We start from the raw sequence: 24,931 nt of genomic DNA on the forward strand, positions 1-24,931 counted from the left end.
TCCTCGCTTGCCCGGAGGATGTGTTCCGGATGCGGGCATTTCAAGCGGCTCTTACGCCGCAGGACGCTCCTCCGCTCCATGAAGAAGGAGCCGCATGATATCGGAGCGGGTCAGGATTCCGACGAGTCGCCCCTCCCGGGTCACCGGAACGACCTCGCTGCCCTGGGCCGCCAAACGGTTGAGAAGCGCGCCGACAGGCAGGTCGCGCGATACCGCGCGGTCGGCGTTTCGCATCACGTCCGATACGGTGCGACGCGGGGACCGCTGCCGCCAGGCTACTCGGCGGTCCTGCGCCGCGACCGCCTCGAGGAGATCCGCCTGGAGCACCAGCCCGCGCAGCTTCATGTCACCGTCGACGACGGGGAGGCTCTTGATGGCATGGCTGCGGAACAGACGCGCCGCCTCCGGGAGTGTGGTGCCGGGCCGCACCGTGATGAGACCGGTGGTCATGATGTCGGCGCAGGTCGTGCCTTCGAAACGGTGCTGAGCCGCCTCGGCTTCGGCAGCCGCCAGCAAGCGGCCGAGGTCCGCCACACCAAGGTTGGTCGCCTGGTTAAACCGGTCGAGCAGCTGGCCCAGTTGCTCGGTCGATAATCCCAGCCGCAGCGCGGGATCTCCGATGTCATCCGTCTCGGGCTGGCGGAACGGATAGACCCGCCCCGTAGCCCTGTTGTAGGCGATGGCGGCAAGAACCAGCACGGCAGTGGTCACCCCGACCGGCACCAGGGCGAAGAGCGGTCCCACTTCCAGAGCCGGTGCCGGATCGAGGGCGGTCAGCAAGGCCACGGCGCCGCCCGGCGGGTGCAGGGCCCGAACGAACATCATGACGATGATTGCGGTGCCGACCGCGATGCCGGCCGACCAGGGGCCGGGAACGACCTGGAGCACCAGGAGTGCGACGAGTGCCGACGTCGCATTGCCGACGACAGCCGACCATGGCTGGGCAAGGGGCGAGTTCGGGACGCAGAAGACCAGCACCGCCGTCGCTCCGAGTGGCGCGATGAGATAGATGGAAGACAGTCCAAGGCTGGCCGCCAGGCTCACCAGGAGGCCGCACAGGCTGATCCCGAGCAGCGCGCCGATGCCGGCCCGCAGCTGCTCGCGGCCGTGAAATGCCGGCAGAGCCGGATAGAGATGATGCCATGCACGCATGTCGGATGCCTTCTGAGTCGCCCGCAAAGCAGGCGGCTATCGGGCCATATGCCTCATATGGCGGCAGAATGTGAACGATCCTGGTAATAAAAGAACGTTGGTCCTGTCACTGGCTGGATGCCGGGATCGGGATTCTGCGGAGAAGCTCAAGATCGAAACGACTGATTGCACGGAGTCTGCCGCTTGCCTTCAGTGAGGCGCGGTCTGAATATTGGCCCAATCAGGAGAATGGCATGCGAACAAACAAGGAGGCGGCGCGGGCACGGCTTTGGCACGTTCTCGAGGAGCGTGCGCCTGCGTCGGGAGATCGCCTGCCGCCGGAGAGGGTACTGAAGGACCTCGTCGGATGCAGTCGCGAAACTCTTCGCGCAGCATTGGCGACACTCGAGGCGCAGGGCGAAATCTGGCGTCACGTCGGACAGGGGACCTTTCGGGGTCGAGCGCCCCTTGGGCGGCCGGTGAAGGACACGCTGCTTCTCGAGGCGACGACGCCCGCCGACCTGATGGATGCACGACGCCTGCTCGAGCCTCAGGTCGCGGCGGCCGCCGCAGAGCGGCGGGTGCCGGGCGACATCGCCCTTCTACGCCAGCGCGTTGCCGAGGGACGGTCGGCGCGAGATCGCGCGGCGTGCGAGCGTGCGGATGACGCCTTTCACCAATCGATCGCTCAGGTCGCGCGCAACCCGCTCCTGATTGCCCTCTTGCGCCACTTTTCGGGCGCGCGCTGCCGTGCCGTCTGGCAGAGGGAGTGGGATCGCACCTACCGCCGCGTCGGCGTGGAAGAGTTCACCAGGGTGCATGGCGATCAGCACGAACAGGTCGTCGACGCGATCGCGGCCAGCGACGGTCCGGCCGCGCATCGCGCCATGGCCCGTCATCTCGAAGTCGTCAGCATCGACATGGGCTTTCTCGGTTCGGAACCAGGCACGTCCTGATGGTCACCTTGGTCACCGGGGCCGGATCCGGCGGCTCCTGTGCCGTGTCGGCTCCAGGGTCGCTGGCGCGCGCGACCGCTCGCGATAGACGACATAAAGACCTGATGCGAGGATGACTGCGATCCCGACCCAGGTCATACCGTCCGGAAACTCCCCGAAGACCAGGTAGCCGGCGGCGGTGGCACCGATGATCTCGAGATACTGGAACGGCGCCAGGAGACCGGCTTCGGCGTGGCGAAAGGCTTCGGCGATCAGGACGTAGCTCGCCGCGGCAAAAAAGCCGCTCCCGAGGATCAGAGCCCATCCAGAAGCAGGCAGGGCGCCAGAGTTCAAAGAAACATGGCCCGCCTCCTGAAGACAGAAGCTGAGTGTCACCATGCCGATGCAGGCATAGATCGTGGCGCCGCACTGGATGGTCAGCCCCGAACGGATGCGCGCGGCGCGGCGTAGAACGATCATGTTGAGCGCATAGGAGGCGGCCGCGAGGAGTGGCAGGAGCGCGGCGAGCTCGAACTCGGCACCCGGCCGAATGACGATCAGCGCGCCCACGAGACCGATGCCGACGGCCGCGAGGCGTCGCGGACCCACGGCCTCGCCCAGAAGCGGACCTGCCAGCACAGTCAGGATCAATGGCTCCACGAAGAAGATGGCGATCGCGGTGGCGATCGGCATGACCGCGAAGGCGCCGATCAGGCAGATGAGCGTGATCATCACCAGAAGACCGGACAGCGCGACGACCGGCGAGAACATGGTTCCCCTGAGACGTTTCCGCAGCACCACCGCCGCCGGCAGGAGGAAGGCCGCCTGGGCGAGAACGCGCACGGTCGCGACCTCGATCGGGTTCAGCGTCTCAGTCAGCAACTTCGACAACGTGTCGCCCAATGGCAGCAGAACCATTGCCGCGGCCATGCAGGCCATCCCAGCGAAAGAACCTGTCCACATGGTCCGCGACGTATAGAGCAGAGCAAGGGTCATGACATCACCTCATCACTTCAGAACCCGCATGAGATGTGCGGGGGAAGTCCGGGCGTTCAGGACATTTGTTGCGATCATCGGAATTGCGACAGCCATCGCGACGCCATCGCGGGTTGCCTTGCATTGCTCATATAGTGATCTCGGAAAGACATGTCCAATCCGGACAGGAAGACGAGCTTCGGTCCGATTGTCAGGTAAGCGCATCAAGAATGAAGTCGGCCCGCGCTTCGACATCGAGCTTTGGCAGCAGGACCGAATCATATCCGAGCCGCTCGAAAGTCTCGATCAGCCGGTGATACTCGGCGACGCCTCTCTTCAGGTCCTGCTGGCGTTCGCTGTCCCCGTGGTAGATTTCAGGCCATGGCGGGGTCAGGAACACCTGGTGATGGAAGCGGTCGTGTCCGGACAGGGTGTCGGACACCGCCACGCTCGCTGCGTGTTCCAGCGCGGCGGCTGCATCGAGAAGTCCGCGATCGAAGAAGACCCATCCTTCCGCAGTTCTCATGCGTTCTCGGTCCCCGGCTGCCATGCCGATCGCCCGCCTCGCGAACGCTTCGAGATCGACCCAGGGGAGAACCTTCCCGTCCCCGCGCAGTTCCTCCTCCACGATCCTCCTGCCGGGCTCCTCGACGGTCTCGAAGCCTCGCGAGCTCAGTTCAGCCAGCAGCGTCGACTTGCCGCCACCTGAACAGCCGGAGAGGACAACGTGCCGACTGGCAATGCGATTCTGCATCGGGGTCTCCTTCACGTTTTCAGGCTCCTCACGCCTCGAGATGTTCTCGGTCGGGTGGCGCTGCGAATACCCGCGCAACCTCCGCGTCATGCGCGAGGGGGTCGATCTTTGAGCTTCGGGGCCGGTTCAACTCGATCTGCATGCGTGGGGCCGGAATGTTTGCGCCCCGTATCGCTCGGTCGATCAGGGCCAGAACCTCGTCGCGGCAGTCGACGTCCCGCTCGAAGCGCGACAGCCAGAAGCGAACGGCGTAGCTGTTGCCCTCGCTGCCCAACTCCTGCACCCGCACGTCCGGAGCCGGATCGGTCTGGATGAGACGTGCTTCGCGTAGAGAATTCAGGATCAGGTCCTTTGCGGCATCGACGGGGAGTTCATGCGTGAGCTTCAGCGAGAGCTGCGCGCGATACTGCGGCTTCGGCGCCGAGTAGTTGGTGATGCGCCGGCGCGCGATCTGACTGTTCGGCAGGATCATGTAGGTCGAGTCCTGCGTCAGCACCCGTGTCGTGCGCCATCCGATCTCGATGACCCGGCCACGTGCGACCTGCTCGATATCGACCCAGTCCCCGATCCGGTAGGGTGCTTCGACGCCGAGTGCGATGCCAGACAACGTGTCGGCTACGACGTTCCGGATCGCGAAGCCCAGCATCGCGAGTATCAGGCTCGAGCCCGCCAGCGCGCCGAGAAGACCTTGGTCCAGCAGAAGTGCGGCCGAGGCAACGACCGCGGCGAAGAACAGCAGAACGGCCACGAGATCCCGGAACAGGCGCGGGTAGGGACGCTTGTGGCGCCTCCGGCGATCGGCGAACAAGCCGAACAGCCGGCTTCCCAGCCAGGCCGCGGCAAGGCAACCGACAACGCCGCCAGCCAAGCGGACAGACAGCCCGACCCGCTGCTCGGCCTCCTCGTCAAGAATCACCATTCCGACGGCGACAAGAAGCAGGACCGAAGGCCAGATCAGCCGTCGGAAATGAGAGATCAGCTTCATGTCAACAGCCCTGGTATGGGCGCCGGGATGGGCGAAGAGACCGGCATCGCAAGCAGATCGCCGCGGCGCCAGAGCGCTGCTCGACGGTCGAACCGCAGCGGCGACAGGAGATTCGGATTATCGGGGTCGCACCGGTGATGACGTGCCGACAGATGGGGCAGCGATGCGCGGCGGCGCGCGAAAGAGTTTCCTTGCAGGACGGGCAAGCAAGCGGAAGGTGACGGTTCATGAGACCCTCTTTCAACGGGAAGGGAAGGACGCCGAAGCGGCGACTGCCGATATCCCGGAAGGAGCGTCCTGGCTTTATCAGCGCATCGAACGGCTCCTTCCGGGTAGGTCATGGGCCTCGGCAAGACTCCGGGAACAGCGGATCATCCGGCCTCCACCCCTTCAGCGGCATCTTGGATGGCAACCTGGAGCACGGTCAGAACCCGCCGCTCTCCGTCCCTGGTGTCCCAGTGGAGCGATGCGCCCTCTGCCAGTCCGATCAGGGCAACCCCGATCGGTGTCAGGATCGAGATCCGACCGCGTGCGATGTCGGCGTCCTCGGGATAGACGGGCGTTACCGTCTTCTCCTGGTCGGTCGACTCATCGCGATAGGTGACCGCGCGGCCGATCGCCACTATGTTCGGCGGAAGTTTCGCCGCCGGTACGATGCGGGCCCGGCCGATCTCGCCGAGCAGCCGGTCGGCGAGGTCAGGGTTTCGCTGGATCGCGCCTTCCGCGAGCGCTTCGAGCCTGTCCAGACTTTCGGCATCGATGACGACCCTGGGCCGCCGGCCGGTGCCGCGTGAGGTGGAGCGTTGTGCATTCATCGAATTGTCCTTTCCGCCCTCTGGTGGCGTGGATGCATTGTGGGTAGCCGACTGTTCTGACCCGCCAGAGACGGATCAGAGCATCAGGCCGCGTCGTGGTCCGGAGACGGGCTCACATCCAGCACGACGACAGTCTCGATCTGACCGTTGTCCCGCAGGAGCGGAACCTTCTGCAGCTTTCGCATCCCGATCAGGGTCGCCCCAAGCAATGAAGCAACGAGAATATGTCCCGGCACCGGCGTGGGGTTCATGGAGAGCACGCCGCTGCGAGCGCCCTCACCACTGATCATGTAGGTGACATGGCATCCGGCCACGACAAGATCAGTCGAGGCCGGCTTGGGAGTTCCGCGCGAGATCCGCAGCTTGTGTCGCAGCAGCCCGTTTAACAAAGCGGGATTGGGCGAATTCTTGGTTCCGCGATAGCGAAGCAGGTGCTCGATGCCGAGCCGGTCGTCGACGGTAAGAAGAAAGCCGCTTCCGACAGCGGAGCGTTCGAAGAGCGATCGAAAGTCACTGCCCGCAGGCAGATGGCTGATCCTGGTGATGGTCATGATGTGTCTCCCGGGGCGGCGAAGCCCGCGTTCTCAGTTCAAGGATGTGAGAAAGCCCCGGGTGGTCGAAGACGCAGCTATGCGCAGACCGCCCGGGGACCCGGGCGGTTCAGAAGCAGAAACCGGAAAAGGTTCTCGTGCGTAACCATGAGGAGAGCTTAGCCATTGGGGGCAGGCTGTCAATCTTGGAAACCAGACCCGATCTGGAACGGTTCCAGATACACAGCTGTTCAGTAGGTTATGGAGGTGCACGGATGGCGAAGTTCTCTACAGGCGATCATGTAAGCTGGAACTCAGAGGCGGGCCGCGTGAGCGGCTACATACTGAAGGTCCACGAGGCGGATTTCGACTATAAGGGCCATCGCCGCCGCGCGTCGAAGGAAGAGCCGCAATACCAGATCGAGAGCGACAAGACCGATCATATCGCGGCGCACAAGGAGGACGCGCTGACCAAGCTCGACTCGTGAGCGGCGGTTTCGCGACCATCGGACATTCCAACCGGTCGCCGCAGACGGTCATCGACATGCTGCGCGAGGCCGGGGTCCGACTTTTGATCGATGTGCGCTCATTCCCGAAATCACGCAGCAATCCCGACTTCAACGACGACACGTTTCCGCAAAGCCTGGCCGATAATCAGATCGGCTATCGACACATGCTGGCGCTTGGCGGGCGACGCCCGAAACAGCCGGATGTCGCTAACGATCTGAACGCTTTCTGGAGGGTGCGGAGCTTTCATAACTACGCGGACTACGCCCTCGGCTCAGACTTCCGGATCGCCTTCGCCGAGTTGCTCGATCTCGGTCAGAGCCAATCCGTCGCGATGATGTGTTCGGAAGCCGTCTGGTGGCGATGTCATCGCAGGATCATCACCGACTGGCTACTGCTCCATGGCCACGAGGTGCGGCACCTGATGGCGCCAGGCCGCATCGATACGGCCCGGCCGTCCGAGGGAGCTCGTCTCCGCGAAGATGGCGCCGTCATCTACCCGCCTGTCGAATGATGGTTCCGGGCCTCATGAGGATACGGCACGGGAGAGAGCGGATCAGCTATCAGGCATCTCGATTCCGCGCGCCTTGAGCCAGGAGCGCATTGCGTCGATCTCCTGCTGTTGCTCGGCGATGATGTGCCGTGCCAGCTCCATGTTTTCGGGGTCGGAGCCGGCGACGAGTTGGATGCGAGCCATGTCAATGGCGCGGTGCAGGGTCAGCCCGAGCCCAAAGGCCACATCGGGATCCTCGTGCCGGAGGCCAGCCATCATCTCGTCCATGCATCCCCATCATCGACTGTGCATAGGCGTCGGCGACGGAGGTGTCGCCAAGCTGAGCCGCTGTGATCGGCGGGAGTTCATCGCCGTCGCGCCGGGTCTCCATCGGCTGCGGCCCGTGCGGATGCTCCGGCGAATAGTGTGTCGCCATCTCGCCCTCAGCCAATATCTCGGCCATCGTCCGGGTGTTGGTGCCGTACAAGGCCGCATGCAGACCCCAATAGACCGTCGCAAAGATCACCAGCGCCCCGGTCAGTCCGATCGGTGCCCCGGTCCCCAAACATGTGGGCTTGCCCGTGACGTGGGCGCACTTCGATCGCTGGCTCAAGCTTTTTCGCGAGACGGCAGATGAGGTTTGCAAGCCGGCGGGTGCCGCGCATGTGATCGAGCGGGCGGAACGGATCGCCTGCTCGCTGCATATGGCGAGCCAGGATGCGCACCGGGTAGAGGGAAGCGTCCCCAATCTGAAGTGACATAGGCAGGTTGGCAGCTGCCAATCTGTCAGTTGGTCCTTCAGTCGTTCCAGGTGGGGGACTTTCGAGTTGTCCCTTGTTGCTGGACATCGATGACCGCCGCCGTTTAGCTGGCTTCATCAATGAGGATTTCCTCCACCTCGCCGATCTTTTCACCCGATGCCCCGATGATATTGGCATCCTCCACGGAGCGCAGGCGTCAAGATTGCTCCTGTGCCTCCTTAAAGACCTGACGGCGAGCTGTTCTGAAGAAGTGGCGGATGGCCATCTCGAGTGCTTCGTCGTCGGTTATGACGGCGCTCTTCATTTCCGTGTCGCGCTGGAACATCCGGATCATGGCGCCCATGAACAGGTTCGCGAGCTCGGGCCGCACGACGTCCTCGGGATTGTTGAGGATCATCTCGCGTAGGTCGTCGCCCTCGAGGATCTCGCGGTTCACCTGCTCCAGGCGAAGGCAGTCCTCCCTCGAGAAAATCGTGCCATGCCGGTCGTTGAATGCCGAGACGATCTCCGAGCGTTGCCACCCGAGGCTACGAGGAGCGTCGGTCAGACCCTGCACGCCGAACAGGTGGTCGAGCGGCATATCGAACCATTTTCAAACCCTTTTTTCGTTCTCTGGCAAAAAAGATTGGCTCGCCTGTCGCCTAAGGCTTCTGGTCAGGCTCCTCAACAACGATCCCGATCTCGCGCAGGCGGTGATAGGGGGCGTTGCGAATGAAGGCATCGAGATCAACCTTGAGCCGCTGGTCCTTCGGTTCGCGCATCATGAGAAATCCCATGATGGTTACCAGGGCGCTGTTGCCGATGATCGCGGTCGCAAGGATGATCTCAACGGTGAATATCTCGGTCATGTGGTCTTGCCGTCCTCTTGGAGGTATGCCTCATGCTTGGCCGCCCTCAGCCAGCCGCGAGCGAGACGCGCAGTGTCTGGGCCCGCGCGATGCGGGGCAGGGCGTCGCTCAACAGTCTCGTAGAGCATATCGAGGGCGTAGCCCGAGAACACAGCGAACGAGACAGCGTCGAAGTCTTCGATCGAAGGGGTCTTCATTCGACCGGTAGTCCGAAGCAAGCGCGAGAGCCAGCGCGCCTCGAACTCTGTGGCATCGGAGACGAGAGTGTGGCGCCCCACGACATCAAGAAAGGATTCCACCACTTCTACGGCAGTGGGCACATCATCGAGGTCTGAGAGGGAGATGCCGTGAACCTCGGCGCTCTGCGGGGACCAGTCGCCGAGATCCCATGCTGGATCCGGGCGGATGAGAGATGACCAGGTCTGCACGTGACCGTTCGTAATCCAGCTGACCCCGACCTCGATCGGCCAACTCTCCTGGGAGAGGCTGGACGCCTCGAAGTCGAGGATGGCGAAATTCTCGATACTGGCTTTCGTCATCCTGAAAAGATAGCCCATCCGGAACGATTAGGGAACGTGCGGGCAGCCGCTGTGGGATGGGCTGCCTGTCAGTCCTCGCTGTTCGTTAGAGACCAATGAGGCGCGACAATGCCTTCGACCGACAGAGCGCGCTGAACGCGATCAACGGCCGCCAGCCGAGCATGCGCAGATCTCGGGGGGTGGTAGAAAGCTGAGCGGACATCGCGCCCCTCCGGGTGCAGAGACCATCCCAGTGCCGTGAGGGCCTTCTCGGCGGCATCCCGAACTTCATGTCGCCGCGGGCGCTCCGTCACTCGCGGTTCGACATGTGCGACTTCGTGGTCTTCGCAGGAGTAGTGGCGCTGCACCTCCATGCTGACGACGAGGCCGGGGAATTCCGCGTCGAGCCAGCACACAACGGCACGCGCATCAACTTCGAGCTGCTGCGCGGCTTTGCGGGTCCGTTGCATCGCCGCCAGAACTTCGGGAGGTCGATCGATCGGGGATGTCACGCGGCCCTCCTTCTCGACTTATCTCGGTCACTGAGCGTCATTTCTGATCTACCGGCGCGGCCCTTTTGATCAGGTCATCCCAGTCGGCCGGGGGATCTCCCGCCGCAAGGCGCTTCTGGAAGACCCTGTAGGAGTCGGTCTTGCTGCCGTACTCCCTCTTGGTTTTCTCGTCGTTCACCCAGCCATAGATGATTGTCTTGGACGCCGTGTCGTAGCGGAAGAAGAGGCGGAACTGCTGCAGGAACTTTGCGCGTTTCCAGGCACGGTGGTCCGGCCCGATCGTGTTGCGCAAGTCAAACGTAGAGGAGGTCGGATCTGCCAGCTCCTGGATCTCGGCGCGGACGTTGATCCCCGCGAGCCGGCAGGCCGCGAGGCGCCGGCGGCCTGCGACGATCTCGTATTCGCCCGGCTTCGTAGGATGCGGCCGCACCAGGATCGGCACCTTCTGCCCGGCATCGCGCAGGCTCTCGGCCAGGGTCTTGATCTCGGCCTGGCTGACATCGAGGCGATCCGCGAGACCGCCGGCGTGGACCAGCCCCGGGTCGAGTTCGGCGATCCGGCCTGCCACCGGACCGGTGTTGGCAGCTGCCAACCCGTCCTTCCTGGATTTCGCGGCCAGGTCCCGCAGGGAGCTTTTGCGTGCCGCCATGGGGCGTTCCTTCTCTGTATGCAGGAGCCGCGTCAGCGACCGGCCTGCGGATCGGCTGTTTCTTGGCTTGGCGCACCTCCGGCATCACCACGGTGCAGGACGAGATTGAGACATAGGGGCTAAAATTCCTGCCGTGCTTCTATTCCGAGGCGGACTTGAGCTTGGCTTCACTGCTGTCTGATGCGAGCGCCATCAGGTGTTCCCACGCCATTTGCATTGTCTGTTCTTCCGGAGGGCTCAGATGGAATTCGCCACACAGGTCGGCGGCCATCTCCGCAGCTTGAGCTTCGGTGACGACCTGGAGGTTTTTCCAGCGCGGGTTCTTCGGCAATTCATTGCGCACCAGCGCGATGGCGAGCACCTGTGCGCCTGTGTCGTCGGAGACGACTCGAAACGCGCCGAGATCGCCCTTGTCGTCGAGGCGGACTTCCACCGATGCCATCGTGCCGCTGACGAGATTGCAGCCCGCGATTATCGGGTGGCGGTGAGCCGTATTGTTCGTCACCACGATCGCATGATCGGCCCTGTCGAGGAGTTCCTTCAGCGACTTCATGTCAGCATCGGTGTAGTGCGCGCCGATCGTGGTGTCGCTGGCGTGCCCGATGATCATTTGCCGGTCGGAAATCGAAACGCCACCACGCCAGAGAGCGGATGAAAGGGTTTTCCTCAGGGCATAGAGATCCTCGTTCTGGTGCAGGATGCCGAGGCCGCGACGGACCGTGTGGAACCTCTTGGTGAAGATGTCCTCCGGGCTATCCGCATTCGCGGACACGATCTCGGGGAAGAGCAGCGCGCTCGGCCCGCCTTCGATCGACCGGATCCAGTCGACAAGGCCGAGATCCAGCAGAACCTGCGGAATTGGCACGATACGTTGCGCAGAAGGGGTCTTGCCCTCCTGTTCCGCGCTCCAGCACAGGCGCAGGCAATGCACGCCGTCGCGGCGAAGAAGGTCGCGCCGGGTCAGATGCAGCACTTCCTTCACCCGCGTGCCCATCGTCAGCAGGATGAGCGGGACCCAGTAGATCGCGTCGCGAAAGACCATCCGACCGGGTTTCGACCGGCGCTTGTCGCTCCAACAGCCACGATAGACAGGCGACGAGAGCAGGCGAACGAGGCGCTCGTTGGACCAGCGCAGGCGCAACTTCGGAAGGGTGACGCGGAGATAGAGCGGGTTCTCCCGGCGCCGCTCCTTGAAGTCGTCCTTCATGAGAAGGGCGAGTTGCGGGTACGTCTTCAGCTTTGTCGGCCCCTGATAGTTCTTCCTGCTGGCTGCGGACCTGAGAATATCATGAAGCCGGTCGAGGTGACGTTCGAGATTTGTGAGCGTGACACGTGGCGTCAAACGCCCTGCCAGTTCTGCGCGTTTCTGTCCGACACTCAGATCGTTCCGGGCCGTTAGGGCGGCATACTGGGCTTGGTCGTGTGCATCGGCCTCTGCGATCTCCTCCTGCTTCTTCTTGATCTTGGGCACGCGGTTGTTCGGATTCATTCCATGCGACCTCCCGTGGTGTTTGGGGAGGCGCGAGATCCGGGTGAGGATCCCATCAATGTGATCCGGGAGGCGATCGAGAGGAAGGTCCCCCTCGAACTCAATGACAATGCGGGCCGTCGTTGTCAGTTTGCGGACCATCTCGGAACTCTTGCCGGGGAGTGCAGCCTCGAGCGCGTCGGAGATCCGCAAGAGATCGGGAATCCTGCCATCCGTGACAGTGAGCCCGTGCCGAGCGAGAAGCGGCTCCGCCAGGATGAGCGGGTCCGCAAAGGTCTCGATCACATCGCGTTCCACCGCCTTGAGCGATTTCAGGAGCACTGTGACGCCGCGGCCGAGCGGGAAGGGAACAACACTGGGGCGCGCAAAATCCAGGCGATCGCAGGCCGAGAGGATCGCGTATTCGCAGGCGGCGAAGGACTTGCTCTGAGCGTCCTTGAGGAGGGCGTCGCATTCCAGGTTGAGCTCGGTCAAGCGCGCCTCGGCGTCGAGCAGGGGATCCTGACTCTCGGCGACGATGCGGACGAGCTCGGCACGCAGGATTTCCTTGAGCAGACGGGGAATTGCGGTTTCGTCGAGGTCTGCAGAAAGATCGAAGGGCATGTATCACTACTCCGTCGCCGCGGACGGAGGGATCGGCCCGATGCCGAACGTCCCCGCAGCGAGCAGGAAATCAGTTCGACCGGAAACGCGCGGAAATGCTGGACCCGTGAGTATGGCTTCCGTGCAACACGCCCTGCCGGCCCGAGTCGAAGGTGGCTCGGAGGCTGAGGGGCGGCGAAAGTGGAGGCCTTGGGAAGGGGGAGAAACACGCTGCGATACGCGCGTGGCGCCAAAGGCCAAGCCTTTGGTTTTTCGTTGTTTTTTCTGGTTCATGGCTGGGGTGGTAGGATTCGAACCTACGGTACACGGTACCAAAAACCGCTGCCTTACCGCTTGGCTACACCCCAACAGTGAGCGGCTAATTAAGCAAAGCGGCAGCGCGGTGCAAGGCCTGAAATGGCAAAAAATGACCTATTCTGACGGAGCGGTGTGATTAAGCAGATCCTTTTCCTCTTCGTGCTTTCTTTCTTCGTCGATAATTCTGTCCAGTTGGGCCTCGGCAGAGGCGTTGGTTTTCTGCGGCGCGGTTTCAGGTGGCGTGGAATCGGCGGTTTCGGATTGCGAGGTCGCTGTGGTCTGCGGCGTCGGTGCGGCGGCGCCGACCAATCGAAAGCTGGGCTCGGGCATGTCGATGTCGGCCTTGGCAAAGGCAATCAGACAAAGCCGCGTCGCTTCGGAGCGGGCCAGTACGTGGCTGGTTTCGGCCTGCGATATCCATGCAGCGACGCGCAGGATCACCGCGCTGTCGCCGAGTGTTTCGATCCAGACCTGCGCGGCAGGTTCGTCGAGTACGAATGGCAAAGACGTCACCGTATTCAGGGCTAGTTCCTGCGCGGCGGAGAGGTTCGTATCCGAAGCGACGCCAAGATCGATCGTGAAGCGGCGTTCGTCGTTGCGGGTGAAATTCACGATTCGCGCCTTGAACACCGTCGCGTTGGGGATGCGGATGTGATTGCCGTCGAAACTCAGCAGGATCGTGGCCCGGGATGTCAGGCGGATGACCTTGCCGATATCGCCTTCGATTTCGACCACGTCATTCGGACGGAAAGGCTGGCGCATCGATAAGAGCACCGAGGCGATAAAGTTCTCGACCGTATCCCGCACGGCAAAGCCAATGGCCAAACCGGCGATACCGGCCGCGCCGAGGATGGTCGAGAGGAGCGCGGTGGCTCCGAGAATATCGAGCCCGACCACGACCCCCGCGATCACGAAAACGATTCGCAGGATTTGGCGGTAGATATCCGCGATAAAGGCATTCGGCGCGATCCTGTCGAGTGGCCAGCGCAACCGGGCGATCCAGAACCCCAAGGCGGCAATCAGCCCGGCGGCAAGCAGGGCGATCGAAAACAGCGGCAGCATCGCCACCAGTTGCGTCAGTCGCGCCCGGAACCTTGCGACCGCCGGGTTCAGTCGTTCCGCGACATCAGCGGATTCGGTCACCTCGTTTTCAATGGCGACCACACCTTCGACCCGGGCTGCGATATCGGCCAGTCGGGTCATCGACTCGCCGTCGAGAGCGGTGCCTCGGAGGGTGACAATACCGGAAGAGACTTCAACCGTGACATCGTCATAGCCGCTGAGCCCTGCGAGAATGTTACGCAGCCGTTCGGCAATGGCGGCGTCCTGACCGGCGGCGTTCTGAACGGTTATCGTGCCTTCAGGTTGCTGACCGTTCGCCTGCGCGAGAGTGGGAACGGGATCACTTGCAAGAGCACCCGCAAAGAGAGCCGCGAAAAGGAAACGGTAGAAAAGGCGCATGGGAAATCCGTCGCTGAAAATCCGGGTCAGGGTAGCGCGAAGGCGCGCGGACGCAACGCCCACCGTGCGTGCCGGGTCAGGCCGCGTTTTCGGTGCGCACCAGTATGGCACCGCTGCGGTGGCCGGCTTCGACCGCCTCATGCGCGGATGCGCAATCAGCAAGATCGTAGATGCCTTCGATGGGGCAGGTGAGTGCTCCGGCATCCAGCGCCTGATGCAGCCGCGCAATGGCGCGGTCGCGTTTCTCCGGTAAAAGGGAATAGACGAGCGTCATCTCGAGAATGACGTTCTTGAACATCAGCGGGTAGAACGGCAGCGCGGGTTCGCGTTCCAGCGCCGAGCCATAGGCGGTGATCCGGCCGCTTTCCGCGATCACGGCCGTGTCGGTGTGGACGTTGCTGCCAAACTCGACTTCGACGATATGATCGACATGCTTGCCGTCGTTTGCATCAAGGATCTGCTGCGCGAGATCCGGCGCCTTGTGGTCGAGCACCGTATCCGCGCCAGCCTGCCGGCCAAGGTCTTGGCGGTCCGACCCGGCGGTGGCAATCACCTTGGCACCGCCCCATTTCGCCAGTTGAACGGCCAGATATCCGACCGTGCCCGAGCCGCCCTGTACGAGGACGGTTTTGCCCGATACCTCGCCACCGCTGAAAACGGTGTGACAGGCGGTCAGGCCTGGTATGCCAAGGACCGCGCCGGTCTCAAGGCTTACCCCCTCAGGCAGCGGCACGGCCTGATAGGCGGGCAGGGCGATTTCGGTGCAGGCGCTGCCAAAGGCGCGTTGCCACTGGGCGTTCCATATCCAGACCTTTTGTCCGATCCGCGCCAGGTCGACCCCTTCGCCTACGGCCTTGATGACACCGGAGCCGTCGCTATGCGGGATGATGGCGGGGTAGGGAAGCTCGGTGGCGGTTGCCCCGGCGCGCGCGCCGGCGCGCAGTTTCACATCGGACGGGTTCACCCCCGAGTAGGCCAGATCGACCAGCACTTCTCCGGGGCCGGGGGCGGGCGAATCCATTTCCTCGAGGGTTAGAACGTCGCTGGCCGGTCCGAAAGAGCGGTAGGTGATGGCAAACATGGTCAATCCTTGCTGGGGTTCTTAGCGGGAACCTAGCTGGAATTGACCGGGATGCCAGACCTGGGGGCGGTAAAATCCGCTTTACGCAGCCGCTGGCTGTTTGCAGGTGAAAAGGAAGGCTGTCTTGCGCTTTCTACTCGCGGATTTCATCCGGCGCGACGCCCCAGAGCGCCTGTTTCTCGATCCAGCCCTTGTAGCCGCCCGCAGAAACCTTGCACCACACAACCTGGCATTCGCCAAGCCGCGCAACGACACCAAGCTCGAAAGCGGCAGCGATGGGCGCGTTCGGGTCGGGCCGTGTGTAGACCGGAGTCATATCTTTTTCGATGAGCACCGTACGCACGCCCGAGAGCAGGGCATAGTGCACCCAGCCACCCGCGCCATCGCGATCCTTGACGCGCCGCCAGTGGCCATATTCCGCCGTGATCTCAAGCGGCATGTCGCGGCGTTTGAACACCCAGTCGATCCGATGCGTGAGCGAGGGCCCGCGCCGCACGTTCCCCTCGTTCGCCTTGAGCGACACGAAGCGGGGAAGGGGGAGATTCGTGACCGGCCCACGGTGCTCTTCGGCAATCGCCGTGTTCGAGCCCAGTGCCAACGCCACAGTTAGCGCCATGAAATGGCGAGTAAATCCAAGGAAACCTGTCACCGACTGCCCGCTCGTTTGCCTGTACGATCCGAGGACCGGCTGCGGAAAATACCGCCTGAGGTTCTTGTGCCTCGCCTGATCCTGCGCCACGATGACACAAGGCGGCCCAAAATGAAAACCCGAGGGAGTGCAAGCGTGCCAAGAGAGCGTTTGAGTGTTGTCGTAACGCGACGGTTACCGGAGCAGGTAGAGGCGCGGTTGAGCGAATTGTTCGACACGAAATTACGCGGATCCGACGAGCCGATGTCGCGTTCCGAACTGGTAGAGGCGGCAAAGGGCGCGGATGTGCTCGTGCCGACCGTAACCGATGAAATCGACGCGACGCTGATCGCGCAGGCGGGCGACAGGCTCAAGCTGATCGCCAATTACGGCGCGGGCGTCGATCATATCGACGTGGCCACCGCGCGGCAGCGCGGGGTGCTGGTGTCGAATACGCCGGGTGTGCTGACCGATGATACGGCGGACATGACGATGGCATTGATTCTTGCCGTCACCCGCCGCATCCCCGAAGGTCTTGCGATCATGCAGCGGGGCGACTGGCAGGGCTGGGCACCGACGGCCTTGCTGGGCGGTCGGGTTGGCGGGCGTCGTCTTGGCATCCTTGGCATGGGCCGGATCGGGCAGGCGGTGGCGCGACGCGCGGCGGCTTTTGGCATGCAGGTGCACTACCACAACCGCAAGCAGCTGCGCTCGGAAACCGAAGAGGAACTCGGCGCGCGCTATTGGGAAAGTCTCGACCAGATGGTCGCACGGATGGACATTCTGTCGATCAACTGCCCGTCGACGCCCTCGACCTTTCACTTGATGAACGCGCGGCGGCTCAAGCTGATGAAACCGGACGCGGTGATCGTGAATACCTCGCGCGGGGAAGTCATCGACGAAAGCGCGCTGGTGCGGATGCTGCGGAACCGGGAAATCGCCGGGGCGGGGCTCGACGTGTACGAACACGGAACCGACATCAACCCCGAGCTGCGCAATCTCGATAACGTGGTGCTGCTGCCGCATATGGGTTCGGCCACCGTCGAGGGACGGATCGAGATGGGCGAAAAAGTCATCATCAACATAAAGACCTTCGAAGACGGGCACCGCCCGCCGGACCAGGTCATCCCGTCCATGTTGTAACCCGCGCCGATGGCGCAGAGGGAGAGTGCTGTCATGTTACGAAGACCGTTTGCGATCCTGTTCCTTGGTCTTGTGTCGGGCGCTGCTTTTGCGCAGCAGGCGGCGGATGCGGTAGAGCCTGAAACGGCGACGAAACCGGCGGTCACGCAAACTGCAGATATGTCCCCCGCCATTGCGGCGGCGCAGGCGGCAAAATCGGCGGGCGAGCCGGTCGAGGCGCAGAACTGGATGGTCGCTGCTGCCAACCCCCTTGCCGTTGAAGCCGGGGCCCAGGTTCTTCAAAACGGTGGCAGTGCGGCGGACGCGATGATCGCCGTGCAGGCGGTGCTCGGTCTCGTCGAGCCACAATCCTCGGGGCTGGGCGGTGGCGCCTTTCTGATCTGGTACGACGCAGAAACCGGCGAGCTGACCACGCTGGACGGGCGAGAGACCGCGCCATTGGCGGCCACGCCGCGCCTGTTTCAGGACGAGACTGGCACACCGCTGAAATTCTTTGACGCCGTGATCGGGGGCCGTTCGGTCGGGACGCCGGGCACGCCCGCGCTCTTGCAGGCGGCGCATGATCGCTGGGGCAAATCCGACTGGGCAACGCTTTTTGATCCCGCGATCCGTCTGGCCGAAGAGGGGTTCGCGGTTTCGCCCCGGCTTTCCGAACTGGTGGCCGAGGATGCCGACCGGCTGGGCCGCTTCCGGCCCACGGCGAACTATTTCCTGCCGAATGGCACGCCGCTGACCGAGGGGCAGATCCGGCGCAACCGTCCCTATGCCAAGACGCTGCGCACATTAGCGGAGGGCGGCGCGGATGCGTTCTATACCGGGCCGCTGGCGCGATCCATTGTCCGTCGGGTGAATCGGGCCGAGGGTTATCCCGGCGTGTTGTCCGAACTTGATCTGGCGATCTATCAGGTGCGCGAACGCGAACCGGTCTGCGTGACCTATCGTGCCCATGATGTCTGTGGCATGGGGCCGCCATCTTCGGGCGCGCTGACTGTCGGGCAGATCCTCGGGATGCTGGAACCTTACGATCTGGCGGCACTTGGTCCCGAGAGCGCCGAGGCCTGGCGGCTGATCGGCGATGCCTCGCGTCTGGCCTTTGCGGATCGCGGACGGTTCATGGCGGATGAGGATTTCGTGCCGATGCCAACGAGGGGCCTTGTCGATTCGGATTATCTGGAGGAGCGATCCGGGCTGCTGAGCGGCGACAGCGCGCTTGAAACGGTCGAACCGGGCGCGCCCGAATTCGATCATGCGATGCTTTGGGCCGATGACCAGTCCATCGAATTCCCCTCGACCTCGCATATCTCTATCGTTGACGGGGCAGGTAATGTGCTGTCGATGACCACGACCATCGAAAACGGGTTCGGCTCGCGCCTGATGGTCGGCGGGTTCCTTCTGAATAACGAACTGACCGACTTCTCGTTTGCCAGCCATGACGACGGCATGCCGATCGCCAACCGGGTCGAGCCGGGCAAACGGCCGCGTTCCTCGATGGCGCCGACCATCGTGATGAAAGATGGCAAGCCGGTGCTGGCCATTGGCTCGCCCGGGGGCAGCCGGATCATCGGATATGTGGCGCAATCGGTGATCGGCTGGCTTGACTGGGGGATGAATGTGCAGCAAGCCGTGTCCGCAGGACATGCGGTCAACCGATTTGGCCAATTCGATCTGGAAGAGGGCACGGTGGCCGCCGACATGGCCGCACCGCTCGAGCAGATGGGATACGAGGTTTCGGTGAGGAATTTGAACTCTGGCCTGCATGCGATTGAAATTGGGGCGAGCCTTTTCGGCGGTGCCGACCCGCGCCGCGAAGGGATCGCGCTGGGCGACTAGCCCGCAACAGGAGTAGAAAGTATGGTTCAGGTAAAGGATCTGCCGCGTAACGAGGCCGGGATTAACGCGGTGATCGACGTGCTGAAAAAGCGGTTTGGTGACAAGGTCCATACCGGTCATTCGATGCGCGAGCAGCACGGGCATACGACCACGTGGCTGACCAACCAGCTGCCCGATGCGGTCATCTTTCCGCAGAACACGGCCGAGGTTTCCGAGATCATGCGCAGCTGTTCGGCCCATGCGGTGCCGGTGATCGCCTATGGCACGGGCACGTCGCTGGAAGGGCACGTGAACGCACCGGCCGGCGGTATCTGCATCGACATGAGCGAGATGAACCAGATTCTTGCCGTCCATGCCGAAGATCTGGATTGCGTCGTGCAGCCCGGTGTGACGCGCGAACAGCTCAATACCTATCTGCGTGACCAGGGCTTGTTCTTTCCCATCGATCCCGGTGCCAATGCCTCGCTTGGCGGGATGACGGCAACGCGGGCTTCCGGAACAAACGCCGTACGCTATGGGACGATGAAGGATAACGTGATCGCGCTCGAGGCCGTGATGGCCGATGGCGAGGTCATCCGCACCGCGCAGCGGGCGCGCAAATCCTCGGCGGGATATGACATGACCCGGCTTCTGGTCGGATCGGAAGGCACGCTTGGCCTGATCACCGAGATCACGCTGCGCCTGCAGGGTATTCCCGAAGCGATCAGTTCCGCGCGCTGCTCTTTCCCTACAGTCGAGGCAGCCTGCCGGGCGGTGATGATGACGATCCAGTTCGGCATCCCGGTCGCGCGGATAGAACTGCTCGATTCGCTGAGCGTGAAAGCGGCCAATGCCTATTCCAAGCTGGACCTGCCGGAAGAGCCGCTGCTTTTGCTGGAATTCCACGGCTCCGAAGCTGGCGTCGTTGAGCAGTCGGAGACATTCGGCACCATCGCCGAGGAATTCGGCGGCAGCGGGTTCGAGGCCACAACCAGCACCGAGGAACGCAACCGGCTGTGGCAGGCGCGTCACGACATGTATTGGGCGTCGATGCAACTGCGTCCGGGGGCCAAGGGCTTTTCCACCGATGTCTGCGTGCCAATCTCGCGGCTGGCAGAATGTGTCGAGGCCGCGCAGCGCAAGGCGGATGAACTGGGGCTGATCTGCCCCATCGTCGGCCATGTTGGCGACGGCAATTTCCATACGCTTCCCCTGATCGACATGGACAATCCCGAAGAAATCGCCAAGGCCGAAGGCTTTGTCAGCTGGCTGGCCGAACTGGCAATCGGCATGGACGGAACCTGCACCGGCGAGCACGGGATCGGGCAGGGCAAGAAGGCTTATCTTGAAAAGGAGCTTGGCGCGACCCCCCGCTATATGGCGGCGGTCAAGGCGGCGCTGGATCCGGACAATATCCTCAACCCGGGCAAGATCTTTCCCATGTAAGCCCTTTGCGCGGCGGGTTTGACCGGGAATCGCCACGGAACCGGTTGACTCGCAGCGATCCATGGGTAAAAGGCGAACTTCATAAGTTTCACGGGGGCTCAACGCCTCTGGCGTAGGAGACCGACAATGGCCAAGCCAACCACCATCAAGATCCGCCTGAATTCGACCGCAGGCACGGGCCACTTCTATGTCACCAAGAAAAATGCGCGGACGATGACCGAAAAGATGTCGATCCGTAAATATGACCCGGTGGCCCGCAAACATGTCGAATATAAAGAAGGCAAGATTAAGTAAGCCTTTCTATTTCGACGTCAGAAGTTATGGGGTCGCGCCGAAAGGCGTGGCCCTTTTTCTTTGGAGGATTGATACGTGAGCGGATTTAGCCTGCGCCGAACAACGTCGCTGGACATGGCAGAGATCGACGCGCTGCTTGCGCGCAGTTTTCCAAAGCTGGTCCGGGATTGTTACCCTCCTTCTGTGATGGTGACGGCGCTGCCGCTGATTTCGCGGGCACAACCCTGGCTTTTGGATTGCGGGACCTATTACGCGGTCGAGCATGACAATCGTATCGTCGGGGTCGGTGGCTGGACCGTCGATCTTCAAACGCCTGATATCGGTCATATCCGGCACGTGGCCACCGATCCGGCTCAGGTACGGCAGGGCGTCGGTCGGATGCTGATGACGCATATCCGACGCGAGGCCGCCTCGGCCGGGATGCGGATACTGGAATGCTGGTCGACCCGGAACGCGGTGCCATTCTATGCCGCGCTCGGGTTTCTGGAGCTGGGGCCGATCGACGTGCCCTTGCAGCCGGGTATCACCTTTCCGGCGATCGAGATGCGGATGGTCTTGGCCTCGGCGCTGGCGCGCGATTAACGTTGTCTCAATTGAAGCTGCCTCTGTGGTAGCTCAAGTTAATTACGAGACTGCTAATTCCGGGCGCGATACAGGCTCTGGCGGCCTGTGAGAAGGGAAAAGGTGTGGGATTCAAGGGCGTTGGCGGTTCGACATCGCGCGCCGCTCAGGCCGCTTTTGGGCTGGAGTTCTCCGGGGCGACGGCTGCGCGGCAGGTTTCGGAGTGATCTGAAAGCGGCTCGCCGGGTTGGCTGTAACCGCGGAAAAGGGCGGTGCACAACCCGGCTGCTATCTGTACACCCCCTGTACACCCCCCGTGCACCGTTTTCGAGAATTCGGGCGATTCGGCACAGATATGCCGGGCCAGTTCTATGCGGAGAGGGCGGTTTTTACAGTGGCAAGGCGGTTATCTGACAAGCTGTTGCGCCATCAAAAAACCCGCCAGAGGAGGCTCTGGCGGGTTTCTTTTTGGGTCTGTTGCTGACGCTTATTCGCGGTTGCCCAGCAGTTGCAGCAGGAACATGAACATGTTGATGAAGTCGAGATACAGGCTCAGCGCGCCCATGATCGCGGCTTTACCCAGCCATTCGCTATCGCCCGAATGGGCGTGCTGCAGGTAGGTCGTCTTGATGTTCTGTGTGTCATAGGCGGTCAGACCGGCAAAGATCAGCACGCCAAGGATCGAAATCGCAAAGGCGAGGCCCGGCATCGGCCAGAAGATGTTGACGATCGACGCGACGATGAGGCCGATCACACCCATGATCAGGAAGCTACCCCAGCCGGAGATGTCCTTTTTCGTGGTGTAGCCCCAGAGGGACAGGCCGGCAAAAGCGATCGAGGTGATCAGGAAGACCTGCATGATCGAGTAGCCGGTGAACACGAGGAAGATCGAGCTGATCGATACACCCATCACTGCGGCGAAGGCATAGAACACGGTCTGCGCGGTTGCGGCCGACATGCGGTTGATCATGGCCGAGAAGCCAAAGACAAAGGCCAGCGGGGCGAACATCACGACCCATTTCAGCGGCGAGGCATAAAGCGCATAGCCGAAATCGGTCAGGTACTTGTCGGCACCGATCTGCATTTCGTTGGGAACGTTCGTCACGGCGAGACCGGACAGGGCCCATGCTGCAGCAAAGGTGATCAACATGCCCACGGACATGGTGCCGTAGACTTTGTTCATATGGGCGCGGAGGCCCTCGTCAATGTTGATTGCGCGAGATCCGGCCGCTCCCCGGCCAGCTACGCGGGTCGTGTCGAATTCAGCCATTTAGGTCTCCATCCAGGACAACAGGTTCAGCGGTGGCACATTCCACCAGCTATCGTTTTTGAATATCGGGAAGAGACCGTCGGTTTTCAAGTGTTTCCGACGCGAATAATTCGCATTTGCGTGAACGGAAAACACCCCGGCGAGGCGGGGTGTTCAGTTACGTGCTGTGTGCATGTGTCCGGCCCTGTTCAGCAGGTCCAGTTTGTCGGTGCGTCCCAGATCGGACGGGATGCTTCGCGTTCCGCTTCGCTGCGGGTCAGCCCGATATCGGCAAGCGCCGCGTCATCGAGCTTGCGCAGGCTCTGGCGCTGACGCCAGACGGCATGCATGTGGGCGAGGCTTGCCAGCGGCGAAAAGCTGCGCCGGCGAAGGGGGCGGTGGTGAACTGCAACGGTCATGATCCATGTCCTTTCATCATTATGTGATCGTATATCGCATCTTCATCAAATTCCTTGATGTATATGGCGGGATGTGGTTCATTTTGGAAACGAATGTTTTTGACGTTACCCATCAAGGAATGTGATGATGCGAAATCTGGACATAACGACGCTTCGTTCTTTCGTGGCGGTGGCGGACAGCGGCGGCGTGACACGGGCGGCCGGATTTCTGCATTTGACCCAGTCAGCGGTCTCTATGCAGCTGAAGCGGCTGGAAGAATTGCTGGGCCTCGAATTGCTTGACCGCTCGGGCAGGGGGATCGCCCTGACCGCCTCGGGCGAGCAGTTGCTGGGGTACGCAAGGCGCATGGTGGCGATGAATGACGAGGTGATCGGGCGTCTGACTGACAAGGCCTATGAGGGCGAGATCGTGCTCGGCGTGCCACATGACGTGGTTTATCCGGCGGTTCCGAGGGTTCTGCAGCAGTTCAACGCGGCCTTTCCGCGCTATCGGGTGAACCTGCTGTCATCGAATACGCGGGCGCTGAAAGAGCAGTTCGCGCGGGGCGAATGCGACATGATCGTGACGACCGAGGCGGAACGCATGCCCGGATCGGAAGAGCTGGCGCGCAAGGATCTGATCTGGGCGGGGGCAATCGGCGGATCGGCCTGGCGGCAGCGGCCGCTGGATCTGGCGTTCTGCCGACATTGCATCTTCCGTCCCTTGGCGCTGCGGGCGCTGGATAACGCGGGGATCGACTGGAACCTCGCGGTGGATTCCGATTCTGACAGGACGGTTGAAGCGACGGTTTCCGCGGATCTCGCCGTGCAGGCGCTGCTGGACGGGACTTTACCGCCGCATCTGGAAAAGGTCGATCACGGCGGAGACCTGCCGCAACTGCCGCAGCAGTTCATCAACTTCTACGGTGGCAGCGAGGCGCGGGACGAGGTGCACGAGACGCTGGCGCGGCTGTTGCGCGACGCTTTCGCGGAAACCCACGCGCGTCCGCGCCTCAAGGTCTCGGCCTGAGATCAGCGCATCCGGATCACGACCTTGCCGGTTGATTTGCGCTGGCGCAGCAGCTCCATGCCCTCTTCGACCTCGGAAAGCGGCAGAACGTTGCTGACATGCGGCTTTAGCCGGCCCTGATCGTACCAGTCGAGCAGGGTAGCAAAGCTGTCGCGTACCGCCTGCGGGCGGAAGTGCATATAGGCGCCGATGTAAAAACCGATGGCGGTGAGGTTCTTGACCATCAGGTGATTGGCGGGGATCTGCGGGATGTCGCCGCTCGCAAAACCGATGCAGATCAGGCGCGCCTCGGGGTTGCAGGCCCGGAATGCGGCCCGGAAAGCATCGCCGCCGACCGCGTCATAGACCACGTCGGCCCGCCCGAGTTCGAGAAGGCGCGCGCGCAGGTCCTCGCTGTCGTCGATCAGGTGGTCGGCCCCGGCGTCCTTGGCCACGGCCAGCTTGTCGGCACCGCGTGCATGGGCGACAACAGTCGCGCCCATCAGCTTGCCGATCTCGACCGCGGTGAGCCCGACACCACCGGCGGCCCCGGTTACAAGGAGCGTCTCGCCGGGCTGAAGCTGGGCGCGATGGGCCAGCGCCATGTGGCTTGTCCCATAGGCGATCTGGAATCCGGCGGCGATATCAAAGGGCATGGATTCGGGAATCGGAATCACCCTGTCGGCGTCGAAAACGCCCATCTCGGCCAGTCCGCCCTGTCCGGCGTAGACCATCACGCGATCACCGATGCAAAAATGCCCTACCGACTCACCGACGGCTTCGATTTCACCGGCGATTTCCATGCCAAGTGTAAACGGTGGGCTTGGAATCTCCTGATAGGTTCCATTTTGGATCAAAAGGTCGGCGAAGTTCAGACCACATGCATGTATGGTTAATCGTACCTGGTTCGGTCCTGGTTCTGGCGTAACAATTTGTTTTAAAACAGCTTTTTCTTTCGGAGCTTCTATTCTGTAGGCGAGCATCGGGCGAAACGCTTTTCTTTTGGTTGCAGACGTGCGGCTTTGGCTGTGCCATACAATAGCCATGAAC

General features: G+C 62.4%; 29 protein-coding genes and 1 tRNA gene. 9 read left to right on the top strand and 21 right to left on the bottom strand.

Annotated features, from left to right (window positions below; all coding sequences use genetic code 11):
• Positions 1–51: 51 nt before the first annotated feature.
• Positions 52–1,152: an HPP family protein gene (locus ACU0FH_RS18350; RefSeq protein ID WP_446196166.1), complete on the bottom strand. Its 1,101-nt coding sequence runs from the start codon at positions 1,150–1,152 to the stop codon at positions 52–54.
• Positions 1,153–1,385: 233 nt separating this feature from the next.
• Here ACU0FH_RS18350 and ACU0FH_RS18355 point away from each other — a divergent pair, with 233 nt between their 5' ends.
• Entirely contained in the window at positions 1,386–2,087 is a 702-nt protein-coding gene (locus ACU0FH_RS18355) for a FadR/GntR family transcriptional regulator (protein ID WP_446196168.1), read from the top strand.
• A gap of 12 nt (positions 2,088–2,099) precedes the next feature.
• Here ACU0FH_RS18355 and ACU0FH_RS18360 read toward each other — a convergent pair whose 3' ends face one another.
• From ACU0FH_RS18360 to ACU0FH_RS18380, 5 genes are all read right to left on the bottom strand, one after another.
• On the bottom strand, positions 2,100–3,062 hold the full coding sequence (locus tag ACU0FH_RS18360; RefSeq protein ID WP_446196170.1) for a DMT family transporter: 963 nt from the start codon (positions 3,060–3,062) through the stop codon (positions 2,100–2,102).
• Positions 3,063–3,252: 190 nt separating this feature from the next.
• Positions 3,253–3,795, bottom strand: coding sequence for an AAA family ATPase (locus ACU0FH_RS18365; RefSeq protein WP_446196172.1), 543 nt, complete (start codon positions 3,793–3,795; stop codon positions 3,253–3,255).
• Positions 3,796–3,823: 28 nt separating this feature from the next.
• Entirely contained in the window at positions 3,824–4,780 is a 957-nt protein-coding gene (locus ACU0FH_RS18370) for a mechanosensitive ion channel family protein (RefSeq protein WP_446196174.1), read from the bottom strand.
• Between the two features lie 371 nt (positions 4,781–5,151).
• Positions 5,152–5,595, bottom strand: coding sequence for a nucleoside diphosphate kinase regulator (rnk, locus tag ACU0FH_RS18375; RefSeq protein WP_446196176.1), 444 nt, complete (start codon positions 5,593–5,595; stop codon positions 5,152–5,154).
• Between the two features lie 83 nt (positions 5,596–5,678).
• Positions 5,679–6,146, bottom strand: a complete 468-nt coding sequence (locus ACU0FH_RS18380) for a hypothetical protein (RefSeq protein ID WP_446196178.1) — start codon at positions 6,144–6,146, stop codon at positions 5,679–5,681.
• Between the two features lie 254 nt (positions 6,147–6,400).
• Between ACU0FH_RS18380 and ACU0FH_RS18385 the strand changes: the two genes are divergently transcribed.
• Positions 6,401–6,613 carry a DUF2945 domain-containing protein gene (locus tag ACU0FH_RS18385; protein ID WP_446196180.1) on the top strand — a complete coding sequence of 71 codons (213 nt, stop codon included), beginning with the start codon at positions 6,401–6,403 and terminating at the stop codon, positions 6,611–6,613.
• Positions 6,610–7,146, top strand: a complete 537-nt coding sequence (locus tag ACU0FH_RS18390) for a DUF488 domain-containing protein (protein ID WP_446196182.1) — start codon at positions 6,610–6,612, stop codon at positions 7,144–7,146. Before ACU0FH_RS18385 ends, ACU0FH_RS18390 begins: the two co-directional genes overlap by 4 nt.
• A gap of 42 nt (positions 7,147–7,188) precedes the next feature.
• Here the strand turns inward: ACU0FH_RS18390 and ACU0FH_RS18395 are convergent, their stop codons facing one another.
• The 12 genes from ACU0FH_RS18395 to ACU0FH_RS18450 form a co-directional block, all read right to left on the bottom strand.
• A complete protein-coding gene (locus tag ACU0FH_RS18395) occupies positions 7,189–7,413 on the bottom strand; it encodes a DUF305 domain-containing protein (protein WP_446196184.1) in 225 nt (74 codons plus the stop codon).
• A gap of 576 nt (positions 7,414–7,989) precedes the next feature.
• Entirely contained in the window at positions 7,990–8,070 is an 81-nt protein-coding gene (locus tag ACU0FH_RS18400) for a hypothetical protein (RefSeq protein ID WP_446196977.1), read from the bottom strand.
• A 12-nt stretch (positions 8,071–8,082) separates the two neighbouring features.
• On the bottom strand, positions 8,083–8,466 hold the full coding sequence (locus ACU0FH_RS18405) for a hypothetical protein (protein ID WP_446196186.1): 384 nt from the start codon (positions 8,464–8,466) through the stop codon (positions 8,083–8,085).
• 61 nt (positions 8,467–8,527) lie between these two features.
• Positions 8,528–8,734, bottom strand: coding sequence for a hypothetical protein (locus tag ACU0FH_RS18410; protein WP_446196188.1), 207 nt, complete (start codon positions 8,732–8,734; stop codon positions 8,528–8,530).
• On the bottom strand, positions 8,731–9,291 hold the full coding sequence (locus ACU0FH_RS18415; protein WP_446196190.1) for a 3'-5' exonuclease: 561 nt from the start codon (positions 9,289–9,291) through the stop codon (positions 8,731–8,733). The genes ACU0FH_RS18410 and ACU0FH_RS18415 overlap by 4 nt, the downstream gene beginning before the upstream one ends.
• 50 nt (positions 9,292–9,341) lie before the next feature.
• Positions 9,342–9,764, bottom strand: coding sequence for a hypothetical protein (locus ACU0FH_RS18420; protein ID WP_446196192.1), 423 nt, complete (start codon positions 9,762–9,764; stop codon positions 9,342–9,344).
• Between the two features lie 37 nt (positions 9,765–9,801).
• A complete protein-coding gene (locus tag ACU0FH_RS18425) occupies positions 9,802–10,413 on the bottom strand; it encodes a type II toxin-antitoxin system YhaV family toxin (protein WP_446196194.1) in 612 nt (203 codons plus the stop codon).
• A gap of 139 nt (positions 10,414–10,552) precedes the next feature.
• A complete protein-coding gene (locus ACU0FH_RS18430; RefSeq protein WP_446196196.1) occupies positions 10,553–12,505 on the bottom strand; it encodes a tyrosine-type recombinase/integrase in 1,953 nt (650 codons plus the stop codon).
• Positions 12,506–12,777: 272 nt separating this feature from the next.
• Positions 12,778–12,852 (bottom strand) — tRNA-Gln (locus ACU0FH_RS18435).
• 64 nt (positions 12,853–12,916) lie between these two features.
• The gene (locus ACU0FH_RS18440; protein ID WP_446196198.1) at positions 12,917–14,263 is read right to left on the bottom strand and encodes a mechanosensitive ion channel family protein; all 1,347 of its coding nucleotides are present in this window, start codon (positions 14,261–14,263) and stop codon (positions 12,917–12,919) included.
• 76 nt (positions 14,264–14,339) lie between these two features.
• Entirely contained in the window at positions 14,340–15,344 is a 1,005-nt protein-coding gene (locus ACU0FH_RS18445; protein ID WP_446196200.1) for an NADPH:quinone reductase, read from the bottom strand.
• Between the two features lie 133 nt (positions 15,345–15,477).
• The gene (locus ACU0FH_RS18450; RefSeq protein ID WP_238370194.1) at positions 15,478–15,960 is read right to left on the bottom strand and encodes an SH3 domain-containing protein; all 483 of its coding nucleotides are present in this window, start codon (positions 15,958–15,960) and stop codon (positions 15,478–15,480) included.
• Between the two features lie 168 nt (positions 15,961–16,128).
• On the opposite strand from ACU0FH_RS18450, the gene ACU0FH_RS18455 reads away from it, so the two are divergent.
• The 5 genes from ACU0FH_RS18455 to ACU0FH_RS18475 all read left to right on the top strand — a co-directional run bounded on the left by ACU0FH_RS18455 (position 16,129) and on the right by ACU0FH_RS18475 (position 21,246).
• Positions 16,129–17,115 carry a 2-hydroxyacid dehydrogenase gene (locus ACU0FH_RS18455; RefSeq protein WP_446196204.1) on the top strand — a complete coding sequence of 329 codons (987 nt, stop codon included), beginning with the start codon at positions 16,129–16,131 and terminating at the stop codon, positions 17,113–17,115.
• A 33-nt stretch (positions 17,116–17,148) separates the two neighbouring features.
• A complete protein-coding gene (ggt, locus tag ACU0FH_RS18460) occupies positions 17,149–18,945 on the top strand; it encodes a gamma-glutamyltransferase (protein ID WP_446196206.1) in 1,797 nt (598 codons plus the stop codon).
• Positions 18,946–18,966: 21 nt separating this feature from the next.
• Entirely contained in the window at positions 18,967–20,370 is a 1,404-nt protein-coding gene (locus ACU0FH_RS18465; protein ID WP_446196208.1) for an FAD-binding oxidoreductase, read from the top strand.
• Positions 20,371–20,496: 126 nt separating this feature from the next.
• Positions 20,497–20,664, top strand: a complete 168-nt coding sequence (rpmG, locus tag ACU0FH_RS18470) for a 50S ribosomal protein L33 (protein ID WP_057816833.1) — start codon at positions 20,497–20,499, stop codon at positions 20,662–20,664.
• A gap of 75 nt (positions 20,665–20,739) precedes the next feature.
• Positions 20,740–21,246 (top strand): GNAT family N-acetyltransferase, encoded by a 507-nt coding sequence (locus ACU0FH_RS18475; protein WP_446196211.1) that lies wholly within the window; start codon positions 20,740–20,742, stop codon positions 21,244–21,246.
• Between the two features lie 466 nt (positions 21,247–21,712).
• On the opposite strand, the gene ACU0FH_RS18480 is transcribed toward ACU0FH_RS18475, so the two are convergent.
• Positions 21,713–22,495, bottom strand: a complete 783-nt coding sequence (locus ACU0FH_RS18480) for a Bax inhibitor-1/YccA family protein (RefSeq protein ID WP_446196213.1) — start codon at positions 22,493–22,495, stop codon at positions 21,713–21,715.
• A 188-nt stretch (positions 22,496–22,683) separates the two neighbouring features.
• Positions 22,684–22,893 (bottom strand): DUF1127 domain-containing protein, encoded by a 210-nt coding sequence (locus tag ACU0FH_RS18485; protein WP_088633904.1) that lies wholly within the window; start codon positions 22,891–22,893, stop codon positions 22,684–22,686.
• Positions 22,894–23,020: 127 nt separating this feature from the next.
• On the opposite strand from ACU0FH_RS18485, the gene ACU0FH_RS18490 reads away from it, so the two are divergent.
• Positions 23,021–23,902, top strand: coding sequence for a LysR family transcriptional regulator (locus tag ACU0FH_RS18490; protein ID WP_446196978.1), 882 nt, complete (start codon positions 23,021–23,023; stop codon positions 23,900–23,902).
• A gap of 2 nt (positions 23,903–23,904) precedes the next feature.
• On the opposite strand, the gene ACU0FH_RS18495 is transcribed toward ACU0FH_RS18490, so the two are convergent.
• On the bottom strand, positions 23,905–24,864 hold the full coding sequence (locus ACU0FH_RS18495; protein WP_446196215.1) for an NADPH:quinone oxidoreductase family protein: 960 nt from the start codon (positions 24,862–24,864) through the stop codon (positions 23,905–23,907).
• Between the last annotated feature and the right edge of the window lie 67 nt (positions 24,865–24,931).

The sequence above is a fragment of the Heliomarina sp. genome (assembly GCF_052826185.1).